This window comes from Mesorhizobium sp. M1163 (assembly GCF_040318415.1).
GTDB lineage: Bacteria > Pseudomonadota > Alphaproteobacteria > Rhizobiales > Rhizobiaceae > Mesorhizobium.
In genome coordinates this window covers 116,420-133,722 of sequence record NZ_JAMYMF010000017.1, presented here as the reverse complement: position 1 = coordinate 133,722, position 17,303 = coordinate 116,420, and the positions used below count along the sequence as shown (strand labels likewise).

The 17,303-nt window shown below is 64.3% G+C and carries 17 protein-coding genes; 7 read left to right on the top strand and 10 right to left on the bottom strand.

Going from position 1 to position 17,303, the window contains the following annotated elements; translation table 11 throughout:
• Nucleotides 1-92: 92 nt before the first annotated feature.
• Nucleotides 93-788, bottom strand: coding sequence for a ribonuclease HII (rnhB, locus tag NKH43_RS17865; RefSeq protein WP_023716856.1), 696 nt, complete (start codon nt 786-788; stop codon nt 93-95).
• Between the two features lie 167 nt (nt 789-955).
• A complete protein-coding gene (locus tag NKH43_RS17860; protein ID WP_023716857.1) occupies nt 956-2,110 on the bottom strand; it encodes a PA0069 family radical SAM protein in 1,155 nt (384 codons plus the stop codon).
• Nucleotides 2,111-2,261: 151 nt separating this feature from the next.
• Here NKH43_RS17860 and NKH43_RS17855 point away from each other — a divergent pair, with 151 nt between their 5' ends.
• Together NKH43_RS17855 and NKH43_RS17850 are read left to right on the top strand one after the other, a co-directional pair.
• Complete coding sequence (locus NKH43_RS17855) at nt 2,262-2,765, top strand: glycosyltransferase (RefSeq protein WP_352548747.1); 504 nt, start codon at nt 2,262-2,264, stop codon at nt 2,763-2,765.
• Nucleotides 2,766-2,954: 189 nt separating this feature from the next.
• Nucleotides 2,955-3,929, top strand: a complete 975-nt coding sequence (locus NKH43_RS17850; RefSeq protein WP_352548673.1) for a phytanoyl-CoA dioxygenase family protein — start codon at nt 2,955-2,957, stop codon at nt 3,927-3,929.
• A gap of 33 nt (nt 3,930-3,962) precedes the next feature.
• Here the strand turns inward: NKH43_RS17850 and moaB are convergent, their stop codons facing one another.
• The 6 genes from moaB to NKH43_RS17820 all read right to left on the bottom strand — a co-directional run bounded on the left by moaB (nt 3,963) and on the right by NKH43_RS17820 (nt 7,656).
• Nucleotides 3,963-4,505 carry a molybdenum cofactor biosynthesis protein B gene (moaB, locus tag NKH43_RS17845; RefSeq protein ID WP_023716860.1) on the bottom strand — a complete coding sequence of 181 codons (543 nt, stop codon included), beginning with the start codon at nt 4,503-4,505 and terminating at the stop codon, nt 3,963-3,965.
• The gene (locus NKH43_RS17840) at nt 4,492-5,394 is read right to left on the bottom strand and encodes a 4-(cytidine 5'-diphospho)-2-C-methyl-D-erythritol kinase (protein WP_023716861.1); all 903 of its coding nucleotides are present in this window, start codon (nt 5,392-5,394) and stop codon (nt 4,492-4,494) included. The genes moaB and NKH43_RS17840 overlap by 14 nt, the downstream gene beginning before the upstream one ends.
• A 26-nt stretch (nt 5,395-5,420) precedes the next feature.
• Nucleotides 5,421-5,606 (bottom strand): membrane protein, encoded by a 186-nt coding sequence (locus NKH43_RS17835; RefSeq protein WP_023674078.1) that lies wholly within the window; start codon nt 5,604-5,606, stop codon nt 5,421-5,423.
• Nucleotides 5,607-5,686: 80 nt separating this feature from the next.
• Nucleotides 5,687-6,544: a S49 family peptidase gene (locus NKH43_RS17830; RefSeq protein WP_023716862.1), complete on the bottom strand. Its 858-nt coding sequence runs from the start codon at nt 6,542-6,544 to the stop codon at nt 5,687-5,689.
• 87 nt (nt 6,545-6,631) lie between these two features.
• Entirely contained in the window at nt 6,632-7,432 is an 801-nt protein-coding gene (locus tag NKH43_RS17825) for a tRNA1(Val) (adenine(37)-N6)-methyltransferase (protein WP_352483733.1), read from the bottom strand.
• Nucleotides 7,432-7,656, bottom strand: coding sequence for a putative signal transducing protein (locus NKH43_RS17820; RefSeq protein WP_023716864.1), 225 nt, complete (start codon nt 7,654-7,656; stop codon nt 7,432-7,434). The genes NKH43_RS17825 and NKH43_RS17820 overlap by 1 nt, the downstream gene beginning before the upstream one ends.
• 160 nt (nt 7,657-7,816) lie before the next feature.
• Here NKH43_RS17820 and NKH43_RS17815 point away from each other — a divergent pair, with 160 nt between their 5' ends.
• Entirely contained in the window at nt 7,817-8,833 is a 1,017-nt protein-coding gene (locus NKH43_RS17815) for a polyprenyl synthetase family protein (protein WP_023716865.1), read from the top strand.
• Nucleotides 8,834-8,858: 25 nt separating this feature from the next.
• On the opposite strand, the gene NKH43_RS17810 is transcribed toward NKH43_RS17815, so the two are convergent.
• Nucleotides 8,859-10,292, bottom strand: coding sequence for an MFS transporter (locus NKH43_RS17810; protein ID WP_352859199.1), 1,434 nt, complete (start codon nt 10,290-10,292; stop codon nt 8,859-8,861).
• Between the two features lie 104 nt (nt 10,293-10,396).
• Here NKH43_RS17810 and NKH43_RS17805 point away from each other — a divergent pair, with 104 nt between their 5' ends.
• The 3 genes from NKH43_RS17805 to NKH43_RS17795 all read left to right on the top strand — a co-directional run bounded on the left by NKH43_RS17805 (nt 10,397) and on the right by NKH43_RS17795 (nt 14,252).
• Nucleotides 10,397-11,002, top strand: a complete 606-nt coding sequence (locus NKH43_RS17805; RefSeq protein ID WP_023716867.1) for a TetR/AcrR family transcriptional regulator — start codon at nt 10,397-10,399, stop codon at nt 11,000-11,002.
• Nucleotides 11,003-11,467: 465 nt separating this feature from the next.
• Nucleotides 11,468-13,243: a tetratricopeptide repeat protein gene (locus NKH43_RS17800; protein ID WP_023716869.1), complete on the top strand. Its 1,776-nt coding sequence runs from the start codon at nt 11,468-11,470 to the stop codon at nt 13,241-13,243.
• 64 nt (nt 13,244-13,307) lie between these two features.
• On the top strand, nt 13,308-14,252 hold the full coding sequence (locus NKH43_RS17795) for a glycine--tRNA ligase subunit alpha (protein ID WP_023716870.1): 945 nt from the start codon (nt 13,308-13,310) through the stop codon (nt 14,250-14,252).
• Here the strand turns inward: NKH43_RS17795 and NKH43_RS17790 are convergent.
• Nucleotides 14,249-14,422 (bottom strand): hypothetical protein, encoded by a 174-nt coding sequence (locus NKH43_RS17790; protein WP_023716871.1) that lies wholly within the window; start codon nt 14,420-14,422, stop codon nt 14,249-14,251. The genes NKH43_RS17795 and NKH43_RS17790 overlap by 4 nt on opposite strands.
• Nucleotides 14,423-14,699: 277 nt before the next feature.
• Here NKH43_RS17790 and glyS point away from each other — a divergent pair, with 277 nt between their 5' ends.
• Nucleotides 14,700-17,282, top strand: coding sequence for a glycine--tRNA ligase subunit beta (gene glyS, locus NKH43_RS17785; RefSeq protein ID WP_352483731.1), 2,583 nt, complete (start codon nt 14,700-14,702; stop codon nt 17,280-17,282).
• Nucleotides 17,283-17,303: the final 21 nt, after the last annotated feature.

The following is a 17,303-nucleotide window of genomic DNA, read 5'->3' as shown; positions in this document are numbered from 1 at the left end:
CACCACCGTGCCATGGCCGCTCGCCCTTCAGAGCAAGCGCCGTTCTCTCTCCAAAACTTTTTGCAGAACCTTCAGGACACTATCGCTTTCGCTCAATCCAGGCCCGAAAGGCCCTCTTCCTCCAGCACCTCGGTGCCGCCGAACCGGAACGGCGCGAAGGAGGCGCGGTGCAGCCGTGCCACTGGCCCGTGCAGATCGATCGCCGTGCGATGGCGCACTGTGGCGTAGCCCATATGCAACTCGAAGCCGTAATGCGCATGATGGCTGCCGCAGCCGCACATCATGCGGTCGCGCATCACCTTGGCGACGATCGAGGCGGCGGCGATCGACTGCGAGCGCTGGTCGCCCTTGATAAGCGCTCTGCCCTCGCAGGGCAGGCCGGGCGGCACGTCGCGGCCGTCCGCCAGCGCCAGCTTCGGCCGGATCGACAGCCCGATCAAGGCACGGCGCATTGCCTCCAGGCTGGCCTTGAGGATGTTGCTGGCGTCGATGCCTTCGGCGCTGACCGAGGCCATCGACACGGCAAGCGCGGAGCCGAGGATCTTCAGGAACAGCGCCTCCCGCTGCAAATGCGTCAGGCGCTTGGAATCGTCGAGCCCGTCGGGGATGTTGGCGGGATCGAGCACCACCGCTGCCGCGACCACCGGCCCGGCGAGCGGGCCGCGCCCGGCCTCGTCCATCCCCGCCACCGGCCACAGGCCTTCGGCCATTGCCTTCGTCTCGAACGAGAAGTCGGGTTTCTCGACGATTTCGAAGAGAAGCGGAGAATCGGAACGCGGGCGAGCCATGGTGCGGCGAGGTTCGCATCGGCTCCGATTCTCCGCAAGTCCCTCCGGGTCGGGCGGGGCACCGGACCAGGAGGGGGCTACCGTCTGCAAGCCCGGGGACAGGACAGGCCGGACGGGATTTTTCGCCTGTTGCCGGCCGCTTCAAGCGGCTGGCACGAGACGCTTTGTCACAGCAGCATCAGCTGCTCGGTTGCCTTGGCGGCGGGGACGAACCGGTCGGTCCTCAGCGAGCGCCGCTCGGCATTGAGGCCGAGCCGTTTGGCGGCGATCTCGAAACGGCGGCCGATCTGCCAGGCATAAGGGCCGGAGCCTTTCATGCGCTTGCCCCATTCCGAATCGTAGTCCTTGCCGTCGCGCATCGAACGGATCAGCGACATGACGTGGCGATAGCGGTCGGGATAGTGGCGCAGCAGCCAGTCCTTGAAGATCGGCGCGACCTCCAGCGGCAGGCGCAGCAGCACATAGCCCGCTTCACGCGCGCCCGCTGCCTGCGCCGAATCGAGGATGCGCTCCATTTCCGGGTCGGTCAGTCCGGGGATGATCGGTGCGACCATCACCGAGGCCGGAATGCCGGCGTCCGAAAGCTGCCTGATCGCCTCCAGCCGCTTGGTCGGCGTCGACGCGCGCGGCTCCATCGTTCTGGCCAGCATCCTGTCCAATGTCGTCACCGACAGTGCCACCTTGGCCAGCCCGCGTTCGGCCATGCGTGACAGAATGTCGATGTCGCGTGTCACCAGCGCTGACTTGGTGACGATGCCGACCGGATGCCCACGCGCCTCCAGCACTTCGAGGATCTCGCGCATGATCCGGTATTGCTTCTCGATCGGCTGGTAGGGATCGGTGTTGGTGCCGATGGCGATGGTGCGCGGCTGGTAATTATCCCTGGACAATTCCTTGTCGAGCAGCCGCGCCGCATCCGGCTTGGCAAACAGCTTCGATTCGAAATCCAGCCCCGGCGACAGGCCCATGAAGCTGTGCGTCGGCCGCGCGAAGCAATAGACGCAGCCATGTTCGCAGCCGCGATAGGGATTGATCGAGCGGTCGAAGGAGATGTCGGGCGATTCGTTGCGGGTGATGATGGTGCGCGGCTTCTCGACCTGTACCTCGGTCTTGAACGGTGGCAGCTCCTCCAGCGAGTTCCAGCCGTCGTCGAACACATGCCGGCTGACCGGCTCGAAACGGCCGGACGGATTGATGCCCGCCGACCTGCCGCGATTGCGGTCCGGACGGACGCGCATGCCGCTCTGCTCGATCATCGCATTCGCCATCTCGGCCCTGCCAGCGCCGAAGGCGGCAATGTCGGCACGCACGATCTGTTCCATTTTGGCCCTTTCCCAGGGACTGTCCGCCCGCTGTCGAATCGCTCTGCTCATGAATGTATTCCTATCGCATTGAGTGGAACAAAGCAAGAACTTTCTGATGGCGCGCCGCAAAAACTGGCGCTGCCCACCGCTTTCCGCTATTCGGCTAAACATGCTCAGCGTCCTGATCGAAACCCTGAATGACGAGGAGGGCCTCGCCCGCACGCTCGCCTCGCTGATCGGCGGTGCGGTCGAAGGCGTGGTGCGCGACGTTCTCGTCTGCGACACCGGCTCGACCGATCAGACGCACCGCGTCGCCGAACATGCCGGCTGCCACTATGTCAGCGGCGGCATCGCCGCCGGCATCAGGCAGGCCAAGGGCGACTGGCTGCTCTTGCTGGAACCGGGCGCGCGGCTGGGGGAGGGCTGGATCGACGAGGTCGTCGCCCATACTGCTAGGCAAACCATGGCGGCGCGATTTTCGCGGGCACGCGGCAGCCGCGCGCCGTTCCTGTCGCGGGTCTTTGCCGGAAATCGCGCCCTCGCCGAAGGCTTGGTGATCAGCAAGCGTCACGCCGCTGCGCTGTCGAAGGGCGCCCGCAGCGCCGAAGCCATCGCCCGCGGCCTGGCGACAAGAAGGCTCCACGCCGAGATCTGGGTGGCGCCGCGGAAGTGACGGCTTACCATCCCGGCCTAGGGAACGCCGCCCAAGCAAATTTTCTGGCGGGTTGTCGTTTATTGTGCATTGCACAAAATCTGGCCGGGGGTTACCATTCCCAGCGATACGGGCGAATGGGTTTGGGGTGTGCCGGAGCGGCGACGACGACTATCGTCGATGCTGTTCCCTCGACATTTGAGGACCTCGATGACCCTTTCAAGCCCTGACAAGTCCGGCGCTGCAAGCCTCGAGGCGATCGCACGCAACGGCGGTACGCTGCGCCGCATCGCCGCCCGCATTCCGACCTATCTTTCCGACCTTCGCGAGAATCCGGCATGGCTGCCGATGTTCATGCTGGCCCGCACCATGCCGGCGCGGCGGCTGCACTGGCGCGGTGCGAAGCCGGTTCGGCCGGCGCGCAATGTCAGTGAAACGATGTTCGCCGGCGTCGATCGCGATGCCGTCGTCGGCGCGCTGCGGACGGAGGGGCTCTATTCGGGCCTGATGCTGCCGGCCGCCATCCATGAGGAGATCGCCCGCTTCGCCGAGCACACGCCATGCTTCGGCAATTTCGACCGCCGGCTGGAATTCCTGCCCGAAAAACACGCCGATGCAGAAAAGCATTTCGGCCGCCCGCTGCTCAGCGGCCATTATTTCGAGCGGGTCCTCGACTGCAACGCTGCGGTCGCCGTGCAGCGCGATCCGCTGCTTCTCGACATCGCAGCGCACTATCTCGGCAGTCAGGCCAAGCTGATCACGACCCGCGTCTGGTGGAGCTTTCCGACCGGTGGCGTCTCGGACGCCGACAAGAACATGGCTTCGCTCGGCAAATACCATTTCGACCTCGACGACTGGCGCATGCTGAAGTTCTTTTTCTACCTGGTGCCGGTCGACAACGACACCGGGCCGCATGTCTATGTCCGCGGCTCCCACAACCGCCGCATCCTGAAGCATCAGCTGACGCTTCTGGTCGGCCATTCGGCGGAAGAGGTGCTGGGCGTCTATGGCGAGCAGAGCCCGGTCACGCTGACGGGGCAGGCCGGTCTCGGCTTTGTCGAGGATCCGTTCGGCTTCCATATGGGTACCGTGCCGACGCGCACGCCACGACTGATGATGGAAGTCGGCTTCGGCGTCTCGCCGCCGTCGCGCCGGCGGTTTCACGGCGAGCCGGTCATTCGCTGAGGCGGGATCGCCCGGCTGATACCTCGCTCCGTCTCAGCCGCGCCGCAAATGCTCGTCCAGGCGCGGCATGATCTCGACGAAGTTGCAGGGCATGTGCCGATAGTCGAGCTGCGGCTTCAAAATGCCGTCCCAGGCGTCCTTGCAGGCGCCGGGCGAGCCCGGCAACACGAAGACGAAGGTGGCGTTGACGACGCCGCCGGTTGCCCGGCTCTGGATCGTCGAAGTGCCGATCTTGTCGTAGGAGATGCGGTGGAACACTTCGGAAAAGCCGTCCATGCGCTTTTCGAAGATCGGCTCCAGCGCCTCCGGCGTCACGTCGCGGCCGGTGAAGCCGGTGCCGCCGGTGGTGATGACGACATCGATCGCATCGTCCTTCGACCAGCCCAAAACCTTGTCGCGGATCTTGTCGCGGTCGTCGGTGACGATGTCACGAGCGGCGAGGATGTGGCCGGCCTCGGTGATGCGGTCGGCCAGGGTCTGCCCGGATTTGTCGTCGGCGAGGCTGCGCGTATCTGAAACGGTCAGTACCGCGATGCGTACGGGAACGAAGGGGCGGCTCTCGTCAATCCTGGCCATGCGCCTCAGCCTCCGATGTCATGCTTCGCGTCGCGGCGACAAACCAGTCGGGATGGCGGCTGCGGATATCGACGGCCGCGCGCTTGGCCACATTGCCGGTCTCGAACAGCCCGAAACAGGTGGCGCCGGAACCAGACATTCTGGCAAAACCGGCTCCAGCCTTGTTGAGCACAGAAAGCGCCTTGCCGATGGCGGGCTGGATTGCACGCGCCGCAGGCTCGAGATCGTTGCGGGTGATCTCCAGCCAGTTGCGGATGCTGTGGAAGTCGAGGCTGTGCGGCAGCGGCGGCAGCCCCGCATTGTCGCGGCGGCCAAGCGCCTCGAACACTTCGGCCGTCGAGACGGCAGTTCCTGGATTGACGAGCACCAGACCCAGGGCCGGGAAACTCCGCACGAGCGTCAGCTCGTCGCCGATGCCGCGGGCTATCAGCGGCTTGGCTGCGAGGCACATCGGCACGTCGGCGCCAAGCGACAGGCCGATCCGCGCCAGTTCGGCATCGCCGATGTCGAGCCTCCAGGCCTGGACCAGAGCACGCAGCACAGCCGCCGCGTCGCTTGACCCGCCGCCGACGCCGGACGCGACCGGCAGGTTCTTTTCGAGCCTGATGGCGACAGCCGGCGCATGCTGGGGACCGGCCTCGCGACGCAGCGCGTCGCGCGCTTTCGCCACCAGATTATTGTCGTCGGCCGGTACCGCGGAGGCGTATTTGCCGGACACGGAAAACCCGTCGCTGTCGGCAAGTTCCGTCTCGATGCGGTCGCCGAAGCGCGTGAACACAGCCAGGCTTTCGATCGTGTGATAACCGTCGGCGCGCCGGCCGGTGACGTGCAGCGCGAGATTTATCTTGGCGTGCGCATGCGATGCCCGGATGCTGGTCTCGGAATCCACTGGCTCGGCCGCGAGGGAGACGACGGTCAATCCTTGGCCAGACGGTATTCGCCGGTCTTCGGATCCTTGACCAGCGTTCCCATCGTACCGTTGGCGGCTTGCTTTTCGGTACGCCGCACCTTGGCGGTCACCCGCTCGGCTTCCCTGACGAAGGAGCGGTAGCCGAAATAGGCGGCAATGCCGACGACGGCGAAGAAGATGATCTGCGGCATGTCAAACTCTCCCTCGCAAGGCCGGCAAGACGGCCGGTCGGGTCGGTTGATGATTTATGCTAGACGCTTTCACCGGCTTTTCAAAGCCCGAAGCGCGCCCACAGCGCGCGCTCTTCCGCCGCATCGATGACGCCGCTTGCCGCGGCGGCGGCAATATCGGGCGCCGAAAAACTCGAGCCGAACAGGCCGAAGCGGCCGAACAGGCCGCGCGGCGCGGTGATCAGCTTGAGCTGGGTCTTCGGCCCGAAACGGCTTTTCAGCACGCTGCGCATGTCGCCGAGGGCATCGACCAGCCCGAGCTCGAGCCCCTTCTTGGCCGTCCAGAACAGGCCGGTGAACAGGTCGGGATCGTCCTTGAGCTTGCTGCCGCGCCTATCCTTGACGAGATCGATGAAGGTCTCGTGGACCTCGAGCTGCAGCGCCTTCAGGCGCTCGACGTCTTCCTTCTTTTCCGGTTTGAACGGGTCGAGCACCGCCTTGTTCTGGCCGGCGGTGTGGACGCGGCGCTCGACGCCGATCTTCTTCAACAGCTCCGGAAAGCCGAACGAGGCCGACACCACGCCGATCGAGCCGACGATGGAGGACGGGTCGGCAAAGATCTCGTCGCCGGCGACCGCGATCATGTAGCCGCCCGATGCCGCCACGTCCTCGACGAAGACCAGGACCTTCTTGTTTTTCTCCGTTGCCAGGTCGCGGATGCGCCTGAAAATCAGCCGCGACTGCACCGGCGAGCCGCCTGGCGAATTGATCGAGATGGCGACCGCCGGCGCGTCGAAGGAAAACAGCTTTTCGAGAAGGCCGGCAGTCGACGCCAGCGACAGGCTCGGCCGGAACTGGCCGCCGCCGGGCATGATGGTGCCGTGCAGCCGGATGACCGGAATGGTGACGACGTTCGAGCGCCAGGATTTCGGCAGCAGGCGATTGAAAAGACGTTTCACGAGGGGGCTGTCTCCGGTCGATTTGCTTGAGGCATGTAGGAATTCGCCGGCCAACGGCAATGCCGTCACCCCGGCAATCAAAATGGATCAGTCTCCGAACAGCGACGCCAACCCGTTATTGATCAGCTCTGCCCGTTCCGAGGGGCCATTGCCTGAATAGGCATGCAGCATCAGCGGCGGCCGGATCGACAGCTTGCCGCGTGCGCCGAGTGCTGCCCGGACGACGATGCGGATCGCTGCCGCTTCGGGGCGAGGATGGACGGCCAGCATCTCGGCATCGCCGAAGCGGCCGGCAATGGCATCGAGGATGGCGCCGAGCTGTTCCGGCCGGGCAATGACGGCCAGCCCGCCGCCCGGCCTGACCACCGCCGCCGCGCTGCGGATCCAGCTGTCGAACAGCCCGTCCTCCGCGACATGCGCGGCCTTTCTCAGCGGATCGGGCGTCGCGCGATCCTCGGCGGCATTGAACGGCGGGTTCATGATGACGAAATCGAAGCTGTTATCCTCGAGGCCGGCGGCCATTCGCGCCCGGCCCGACAGCGCGACATCGGCGACGAGCACCGAGGCGCGGTCGCTGAGATGCGCGTTGCCGGGATGGGCAAGCGTGGTTGTGGCGAAGGCCGCCATTTCCGGAGAACGCTCGACGAGCACTGCCTCGGCACCGGGGCAGCGCGACAGTACCGCCAGGCCGGCGGCACCGGCACCCGCGCCAAAGTCTGCAAGCCGCCCGGCGAACGAGGACGGCACGGCAGCCGCCAGCATCATCGCATCCATGCCGGCGCGGTGGCCTGCCTTTCTCGGCTGCACCAGCCAGAAGCGACCGCGATGGAAGGCATCGACCGTATGAGCCGGCATGTCCGGGACAAGGGCAGCGGGCGACGCGGACATTATTTTTGGCGGATCTCGTTGGCGATGCCGGCATCCGTCAGGATGCGCCGCGCCGCATCGGCCTTGTCGGCGTCCACCATGACACGGCGGGGCAGAATGCCGATCGAGCCGTCGAGCACGCTCATGTTCTGGTCGGCGACGAAAAAGCCGATGCCGGCATCGCGCATCAGCGATTCGACAAAGGAAATGATGACGGCGTCGTTGGTGCGGATGAGCTCTATCATCGAATGAAACTCGCAGTTTGCGGCGTTGATGTAAACGTGGACGTGATTATGTACCAGAGCCGCCGCGCCAATTCGCCTCTTGCCGCACCGGTGGCTGCCGCCCTAGAGTCTGTCCAGGGACCATGTTGCCGTCGTGCATATCGAGGTTGGGAGTTTTGCCGTGGGTGTCGTTCTCAACATTGAAAACGGGAAGCGGGAAGCCGCCTCGATCAAGGACCTTATCGACCTGACCGCCGCCGACATGGGGCGCGTCAATGAACTGATCCTGTCGAAGGCCGGCTCGGACGTCGAGATGATCCCGGAGATTGCCAACCACTTGATCTCGTCCGGCGGCAAACGGCTGCGGCCGATGCTGACGCTCGCCGCCGCCCAGATGTTCGGCTATTCCGGTGACGGCCACGTCAAGCTCGCCACCTCGGTCGAATTCATGCACACCGCGACACTTCTCCACGACGACGTTGTCGACGAAAGCGGCATGCGGCGCGGCAAGAAGACGGCGCGCATGATCTGGGGTAACCAGGCCAGTGTTTTGGTCGGCGATTTCCTGCTCGGCCAGGCCTTTCGCATGATGGTCGATGTCGGCTCGCTGGAAGCGCTCGACATCCTGTCGAGTGCGGCTTCGGTCATCGCCGAAGGCGAGGTGATGCAGCTCGCCGCCGCCAAAAACCTCGAGACCACCGAGGATGAGCATTTCGCCGTGATCAAGGCCAAGACCGCGGCGCTGTTTTCGGCCGCCGCCGAGGTCGGCCCGGTCATCGCCCAGGCGACGCGCAATGATCGCGCAGCACTCCGCTCCTACGGCATGAATCTCGGCCTTGCCTTCCAACTGATCGATGATGCGCTGGATTACGGCGGCACCAGCAAGGACCTCGGCAAGAATGTCGGCGACGATTTCCGCGAGGGCAAGGTGACGCTGCCGGTGATCCTCGCCTATCGGCGCGGCACAAAGGCCGAGCGCAGCTTCTGGAAACGCGCCATCGAGGACAATGCCGCCGACGATGCCGGACTGGAGAAGGCCGTCGGCCTGATGCTCCGCCACGGCGCAATTGCCGACACCATCGGACGCGCCCGCCACTTCGGCGAGATCGCCCGTGACGCGCTGGCGCCGCTCGAGGCGACGCCGCAGAAATCGGCGCTGATCGACGTCATCGATTTCTGCATCAGCCGGGTGAATTGACAGGCGTCGGCGCCCGCGCCTGTTCTCATCGCGCCTTTGCCGGAAGAACCATTGCTGCGAGCAGGCTGACGACGATGCCCGCCGCCGCGAGCCAGAAGGCGACCTGGATGCCGTCGGCGACGGCAATTTTCAAGGCATTGCCGGACAATTCGCCGATTTGGCTGTTCGCAATCGCAATCAGCACGGCCATGCCGACGGCATTGCCGACATTGAGTGTCGTCGAAGCCATCCCCGAGGCGACGCCTTGCTGATCATGCGCAACGCCGGAAGCGGCGGCAATCCACATTGCTGTCCAGACGATGCCTTGTCCGACGCCGGAGACGATCAGGCCGGGTACGAGGGACAGATAGCTGCTCTCCGCGGTCGCGCCTGATACCATCAATGCTGTGCCTACCGCGCCGACGATCATGCCGACCAGCGTGCTGCGCGTCGAAAAGCGCGTCGCCAGACGCTCGCCGGCTTGCGTGCCGGTGGCGATGGCGACCGACGGCACGAGAAAGGCGAGGCCCGTCTGCAAGGCGGTGAAGCCGTGCACGTTCTGCAACAGCACGGTGAGGAAGTAGGGCAGCGCTCCGAAAGTGGCCATGTAGAGGAAGGTGATCGTCATGCCGGCGACGAGGCTGCGGTTGTGGAACAGGCGCAGCGGCATCAGCGGATCGGCGCTCTTCGCCTCGATCATCGTGAAAGCGATCAGGAAGAATGCCGCCAGTGCTGCACTGACGATGATTGCGGTCGATCCCCAGCCATATTCGGGCCCCTGAACCAGTGTGAAGACAAGCAAGGTCGCGCCGGCGGTGACGGTCAGCGCGCCCGGCAGATCGAAGCTGCGGTGCTCGTGCGGCTTCGGATCGCGCGGAATGATGGCGAAAGCCGCGATGATGGCGATCCCGGCCAAAAGCACGTTGACGTAGAAGACCGACGGCCAGCCGAAGGCGCTGGTCAGAAACCCGCCGGCAAGCGAACCGAGCGTCAGGCCGCTGGCGCCTGCGCCACCCCAGACGGCGAGCGCCCGGTTGCGTTCCGGTCCTTCGGCGAACAGACGGTTGATCAGCGACAGCGTCGCCGGAAACAGGAAGGCGCCGCCGATGCCTTGCACGGCGCGGGCCGCAATGATGATTTGCGGCGACCATGCGAGGCCGCCGACCAGGGACGAGAGCGCGTAGAGCCAGAGCGCGAAGATGAAGACGCGGCGCTGGCCGATCAGGTCGGCGGCCCGGCCGCCGAACAGTAGGAAGCCGCCGGTGAACACGGTATAGGCGCTGACCACCCATTGCAGGGTCTGGCCTGAAAATCCGAGGCCGGCGCCGATCTCCGGCAACGCCACGAAGACGATGTTGAGGTCGAGCGCGATGATGAGCTGCGCGAAGGCGAGCAGCGCCAGCGTTGCGCCGCGCTTCGCGCTGGTTGTTCCTTGCGCTGCCATCGCCCCGAGCGGCGCGCCTTGATCGAGTGAACTCATGCCGGTCTCCTTGTCGACAATTATTTAATGATCGACAAAGAATTGAGATTTGCAATCCGAAGTCAAGCGGATTATTTGTTGATCGACAAAAATTGGAGACCGCCATGGCAGGCAGGCCAAGGGAATTCGACCGCGACCAGGCGCTTGAGAAAGCCCGCGACGCCTTTTGGAGACGCGGCTACGAGGGCACCTCGATGGCCGATCTCGTATCGGCGCTTGGCCTCGCATCGGCGCGCATCTATGCCGCCTTCGGCTCGAAGGAGGACCTGTTTCGCGAAGCGGTGGCGCTTTACGAAGCCAATGAGGGCGGCTTCGCCACGCGCGCGCTGCAGGAAGAACCAAACGTCCGGCGCGTCATCGAGCGCATGCTTCGCGACGCCGTCGAAATCTATACGCGGCCGGGGCGGCCGCAGGGCTGCATGGTGGTGACGGCCGCGACCAATTGCGCCGTCGAAAATGACGCCGTGCTGCAATGGCTGGCGGAGCACCGGCTGGCACGTACCGCATCGATCGTCGAGCGATTGAAAAAGGCCGTGCGCGATGGCGAATTGAAGCCGGCCACCGACGCCGCGGCGTTGGGCGATTATTATGCCACGCTGATGCACGGCCTTTCGGTGCAGGCACGCGACGGCATTCCGAAAAAACGGCTGCACGATCTTGTCACCGTCGCCATGCAGGCGCTCGACGCAAGGCTTTCGCAAACGTCCTGAGTTCCGGGCCGTGACGCCTCACTTACCGGCTTGTTCGGCGGCCCTTCTGGGATTGACCTCCGGCGTCGGCGGCGGCGAACGCTGCTTCGTAGATACGATCGACGATGGCGAAGGCTTCTTCGTCGCGCGGCACTTCCAGCATCGGCGCCCCCATGGCTGGCGAAGCAAGAATTGAAATCTCATCCTGCCACGCAAAGTTGCATGGCGGAAGCTTTCAACCGATGGCGCTTATGGATCGCTTACGGCATCGGGCAAATAGCGACGCGCAGGCAGCGCCAAAGCGGACGCCACGCGGTCAAGGGTCGCAGTTCAGGCCCTTTCGGCATGGTTTATTAATTGCTTGACCCGATTGTGAATTCGGGCCGGGTTGAAGCACGACCCCAAAAAGGCCATGCTTTACCTGTAAAGATCGAGTCTACGGCGATCCCGCTGACGCGGAGATGGCGTTTGGCTGAAAGGGATATGATGCGGCAAGGATATGCGCGCTGGCTGACGGGGCTGGCAATCGCGACGGGCATGGCGATCTCGGCTCTGCCGGTCCATGCCAAACAGACCGCAGAGCCGGTCAGGATCACATCCTTCTCGGGGGCCTATCTCGCGGCCCGGATTGCCGAAGGCGACAACGACCTCGACAGCGCCGTCTCCTACTACAAGCAGGCGCTTGCCTTCGATCCGAACGATACGGGACTGCAGCAGAGCCTGATGCTGTCGCTGATCGCACAGGGGCGCTTCGATGAGTCCCTGGTCTACGCCGACAAGCTCAAGGCGGTTCCCGATGTCGAGCGCTTCTCGCGCCTGGCGCTGGCCATCGATTCCTTCCACAAGAAGGATTTCTCCAAGGCCGAATACTGGCTCAAGCTGTCGCTCGAATCCGATCTCGACCGGCTGATTTCCGGCGTCATGACCGGCTGGGCCAAGCAGGGTGCGGGTGACGCCGGCGAGGCCATGGCTTCCATCGACAAGCTGCAGGGCCCCGACTGGTTCGGCCTGTTCAAGTCCTTCCACCGTGCCTTGATTGCCGACGCCTCCGGCCTGCCCGACAGGGCGGATGCGCTCTACACCGCCACCCTGCAGGACACGGCCGCCGGCGGTGCCGCCCCCGAAACATGGATGCGCAACGCGCAGGCCTACGCCTCTTTCCTCGCCCGTAAGGGCGACAAGGCCAAGGCGCTGTCGGTGCTCGACCAGGCCGAGACATTTGCGCCCGGCAAGGTCGAGATTGCAGCCCTTCGCGACAAGATCAACAAGGGCGAAAGGATCCAACCCTTCGCTGCCGGCCCGTCGGACGGCGCCTCGGAAATCCTGCTCGATCTCGCCACCGCGCTCAACCGCGGCGGCGGCGAGCCGTTCGTGCGGCTTTATCTGCAATATGCGCTGGCGCTGCGGCCCGACAATGACGCGGCGCTCGTTCAGCTTGCCGCCGTTGCCGAGCAGTTGAAGGACGGCGAGGGCGCCATCGCGCTCTATCGCCGCATTCCCGCCGGTTCGCCGCTGAAGGAGCTTTCGGACCTGCAGCTCGGCCTCAACCTTGCCGATCTCGACCGCAACGACGAGGCGATCACCCACCTCAAGGCCATCGTCGATGCGCATCCCGACGACATGCGCGCCTATCTGGCGCTCGGCGGGGTCTATTCCTCGAAGGAGGATTTCCGCTCCGCCGCCAATCTTTATGACAAGGCGGTCGAGGTGCTGAAGACGCCGACCGCCGTCAACTGGAACATCTTCTACCAGCGCGGCATCGCCTATGAGCGGCTGAAGGAATGGCCGAAGGCCGAGCCGAATTTCCGCAAGGCGCTGGAGCTCTACCCCGACCAGCCGCAGGTTTTGAACTATCTCGGCTATTCCTGGGTCGACAAGGACATGAACCTCAAGGAAGGCCTCGCGATGATCCAGAAGGCCGTCGACCTGAGGCCGAGCGACGGCTACATCGTCGATTCGCTGGGCTGGGCCTATTATCGCCTGGGCCAGTTCGACGACGCTGTGCGCGAAATGGAACGCGCCGTTTCGTTGAAGCCGGAGGATCCGGTGCTCAACGATCACCTCGGCGACGCCTACTGGCGCGTTGGCCGCAAGCTGGAAGCCACCTTCCAGTGGAACCAGGCCCGCGACCTGAAGCCGGACCCGGACGTGCTTGCCGCCTTGCAGCAAAAGCTGATGAAGGGCCTGCCGCCGATCGAATCCAACACGGCGCAGGAAACCCCGAACGTAAAGCCCGAGCCGGCGCCCGCCCCGAAGGGGTGACCCCATCGCCTTGACGGTCGCGGAGCGGCACTCTACGAGGTGCCGCATCCCGCCGGAGGCCGCCGTGACCGTTGACATCCCTGCCCACACGCATCCCAGCCGCTCGTTCCAGGGGCTGATCCTGACCTTGCATAATTATTGGGCGGACTATGGCTGCGTCGTCCTCCAGCCTTACGACATGGAAGTCGGCGCCGGTACCTTTCATCCGGCAACGACATTGCGCGCGCTCGGCCCAAAACGCTGGAACGCGGCCTATGTCCAGCCCTCGCGCCGCCCCAAGGACGGCCGCTATGGCGAAAATCCGAACCGGCTGCAGCATTATTACCAATACCAGGTGATCCTGAAGCCCAATCCGCCCAATTTGCAGGAGCTTTACCTCGGCTCGCTGGCCGCGATCGGCATCGATCCGCTGCTGCACGACATCCGCTTCGTCGAGGACGACTGGGAAAGCCCGACACTGGGCGCCTGGGGACTGGGCTGGGAGTGCTGGTGCGACGGCATGGAGGTGTCGCAGTTCACCTATTTCCAGCAGGTCTGCGGCATCGAATGCGCGCCGGTGGCGGGTGAGCTCACTTACGGGCTGGAACGGCTGGCCATGTATGTGCAGGGCGTCGACAATGTCTACGACCTCAACTTCAACGGCCGCGAAGGCGCCGACAAGGTGACCTATGGCGACGTCTTCCTGCAGGCCGAGCAGGAATATTCGCGCCACAATTTCGAATTCGCCAACACGGTGATGCTGCTCAGGCATTTCGAAGACGCCGAGGCCGAGTGCAAGGCGCTGCTACAAGCCGGCGCGCCGGCGTCGAACGACAATCTGGCGATGCACAGGATGGTATTCCCCGCCTACGACCAGTGCATCAAGGCCAGCCATGTCTTCAACCTGCTCGACGCACGCGGCGTCATTTCCGTCACCGAGCGCCAGAGCTACATCTTGCGGGTGCGCAATCTGGCCAAAGCCTGCGGCGAGGCGTTTCTGCTGACGCAGGCGGGTGGAATGGCGGCTTAGCTCCAGGCGATTTCGACAGGGGCGCTGATTGGCAACGTGCCTTGGCCGCTTGCACCGGCTATTGTCCGCAGCGCCTGCCGGACGCCGGGCATCGAGAAGGCACCGTGCACCTGCGCTGTAAAACAGGCGCTGAGCGCGAGGATCTGCAGGAATGTCGATGCCGTTTTCATGGTCGTTCAGCCAATAGCTCTCTGCCTGAGCGTTGGTCGCTTCAGCGCTGCGTTCGGTTCATGGAAATCTTTGATCCAAGGACGGGCGGACCGGCGCGTGTCCGACAGGAGGCTGAATTTTTTCGGAAATCGCCGCTGGACGCCTTGATCGTGCTGGCCCGATCTTGCTGGGAAGGGTGACAGCAGCCGACCGAGTTGCTATGCCCCGCTTACCTCCGCCTCGATGGGGGAGGACGCCGCGAAGCGGCGGCTGTTTTTTGTCGCGTGAGCTCTTTCAATGCCTGACCTGCTTCTAGAACTTCGTTCCGAAGAAATCCCCGCTCGCATGCAGCGCAAGGCGGCCGGCGATCTCAGGAAGCTTTTGACCGACGGTCTGGTCGAAGCCGGGCTGACCTATGAGGCGGCGCGCGAATATTGGACGCCGCGTCGGTTGGCGCTCGACATCCGCGGCCTGACCGCCCGCTCGAAGGACATCAGCGAGGAGATCAAGGGCCCCTCGACCAAGGCGCCCGAGCAGGCGGTGCAAGGTTTTCTGCGCAAGGCCGGCCTTGCCTCGATTGCCGAGGCGCATGTCCATTCCGATCCGAAGAAGGGCGACTTCTATGTCGCCCATATTTCCAGGCCGGGCAGGTCGGCGGAGCAGATCATCGCCGAGCTGGTGCCGGGCATCATCCGCAACTTCCCCTGGCCGAAATCGATGCGCTGGGGGCCGGCGTCGGCCAAGCCCGGGTCGCTGCGCTGGGTGCGGCCGCTGCAATCGATCCTGTGCACCTTCGGCCCGGAAACCGAGGAGCCGGTGGTGGTCGATTTCGAGATCGACGGTATCCGCTCAGGCAACGTCACCTACGGCCACCGTTTTCATGCGCCGGGCGCCATCACGGTGCGCCGCTTTGACGATTACGTCGCCAAGCTTGAAGCGGCCAAGGTCGTGCTCGATGCCGACCGACGCAAGGAGATCATTCTTGCCGATGCCAGGAACCTCGCCTTCGCCAGCGGGCTCGACCTCGTCGAGGACGAGGGGCTGCTGGAGGAAGTGTCGGGCCTGGTCGAATGGCCCGTCGTGCTGATGGGCGAATTCGAGCAGGATTTTCTGGCCATTCCGGCCGAGGTGATCCGGCTCACCATCCGCGCCAACCAGAAGTGTTTTGTGACGCGGCCGCATGGCGCGGGCGAAGAGCTCTCCAACCGCTTCATCCTGACCGCCAATGTCGAGGCCAAGGATGGCGGCAAGGAGATCGCCCATGGCAACGGCAAGGTGGTGCGCGCCCGCCTGTCCGACGCGCTCTATTTCTGGAAGACCGACCAGGGCGACCTGCCGGATCTCGACCAGTTGCAGGCATCGGCGGAAAAGTTCGGGCTTGACCTCAACAAGCCGCTCGACCAGCGCATGGCCCGCCTCGACCATCTCAATGTGACGTTTCATGCCAAGCTCGGCACGCAGGGCGAGCGGGTGGAGCGGATTGCGCGCTTGGCCGAAGAACTGGCACCAATCGTGGTGCGCGCAATCTCCCCCCTTGAGGGGGAGATGGCCGGCAGGCCAGAGGGGGTCGCTTCGCGTGAAGCGCCGGCATCCTCGGTCCACAAGAGAGAGTCGCGTCAGGATGCACCGATCCCCTCTGTCGCCTTCGGCGACATCTCCCCCTCAAGGGGGGAGATTACCGCGCTGGCGCGTCGCGCTGCCGTCCTCGCCAAGGCCGATCTCACCACCGAGGTGGTTGGCGAATTCCCGGAACTGCAGGGCGCCATGGGTCGCAAATACGCCCTGCTGCAACGCGAGCATCCGTCGGTCGCCGCTGCGATCGAGGAGCACTACAAGCCGCAGGGGCCGTCAGATCGCGTGCCGACTGATCCGGTATCGATCGCCGTGGCGCTCGCCGACAAGCTCGATACGCTGGTCGGGTTCTGGGCGATCGACGAAAAACCGACCGGATCGAAGGACCCCTATGCGCTGCGGAGAGCGGCGCTGGGGGTAACGAGGATACTGATTGAGAACGGGATTAGGTTGTCCCTGAAATCTGTGGCCAATATCGCGTCCGAAGATATTGCAGGTCACATACGCGATCCCAAACTCGACCGACAGTTCGAAATTGCTGCGGAGCTAGAGCAGCAACTCGGAGGAGATTCGCTTACCGATCTCGTCATCGAACGCGATTCCGCAATCTCAAACAACACCTTTGAGCGTTCCGGAGAAAGGCAGCAGCAAGAGATCAACAATCTCCTCTCCTTCTTCCACGATCGCCTCAAAGTCTATCTCCGCGATCAGGGTGCGCGGCACGACCTGATCGACGCGGTGCTGGCGAGTGGCGCTGCCCCCTCATCCGGCCCTTCGGGCCACCTTCTCCCCGCTGGGGAGAAGAGGCTGGCACCGGCGTTGGCGACCTCTTCTCCCCTCGGGGAGAAGGTGGCCGCGAAGCGGCCGGATGAGGGGGCTTCGCAAAACGACGACCTTCTGCAAATCGTCCGCCGGGTCGAAGCCCTTGGCTCGTTCCTCGACACCGAGGACGGCAAGAACCTGCTTGCCGGCACCAAGCGCGCGGCCAACATCGTGGCTGCCGAAGAGAAGAAGGCGACAGCGATCGCAAGCAGCGTTGAGCCGGCTCTGTTCCGGGAGGGCGCCGAAAAAACCCTGTTCGCGGCGGTGAATCAGGCCGAGAGGCAAGCCGGCGAAGGAATTCAAAACGAAGACTTTTCCGCCGCCATGCTGGCGCTTAGCGTGTTGCGCGAGCCGGTTGATTCATTCTTTGAGAAAGTCCTGGTAAACGACGAGGACCAGGCGGTGCGCGCCAATCGCCTGGCATTGCTCGCCCGCATCCGCGCGGCGACCGACCGGGTCGCGGATTTCTCCAAGATAGCCGGCTGACGTCTGGGAAAAAATCATCGC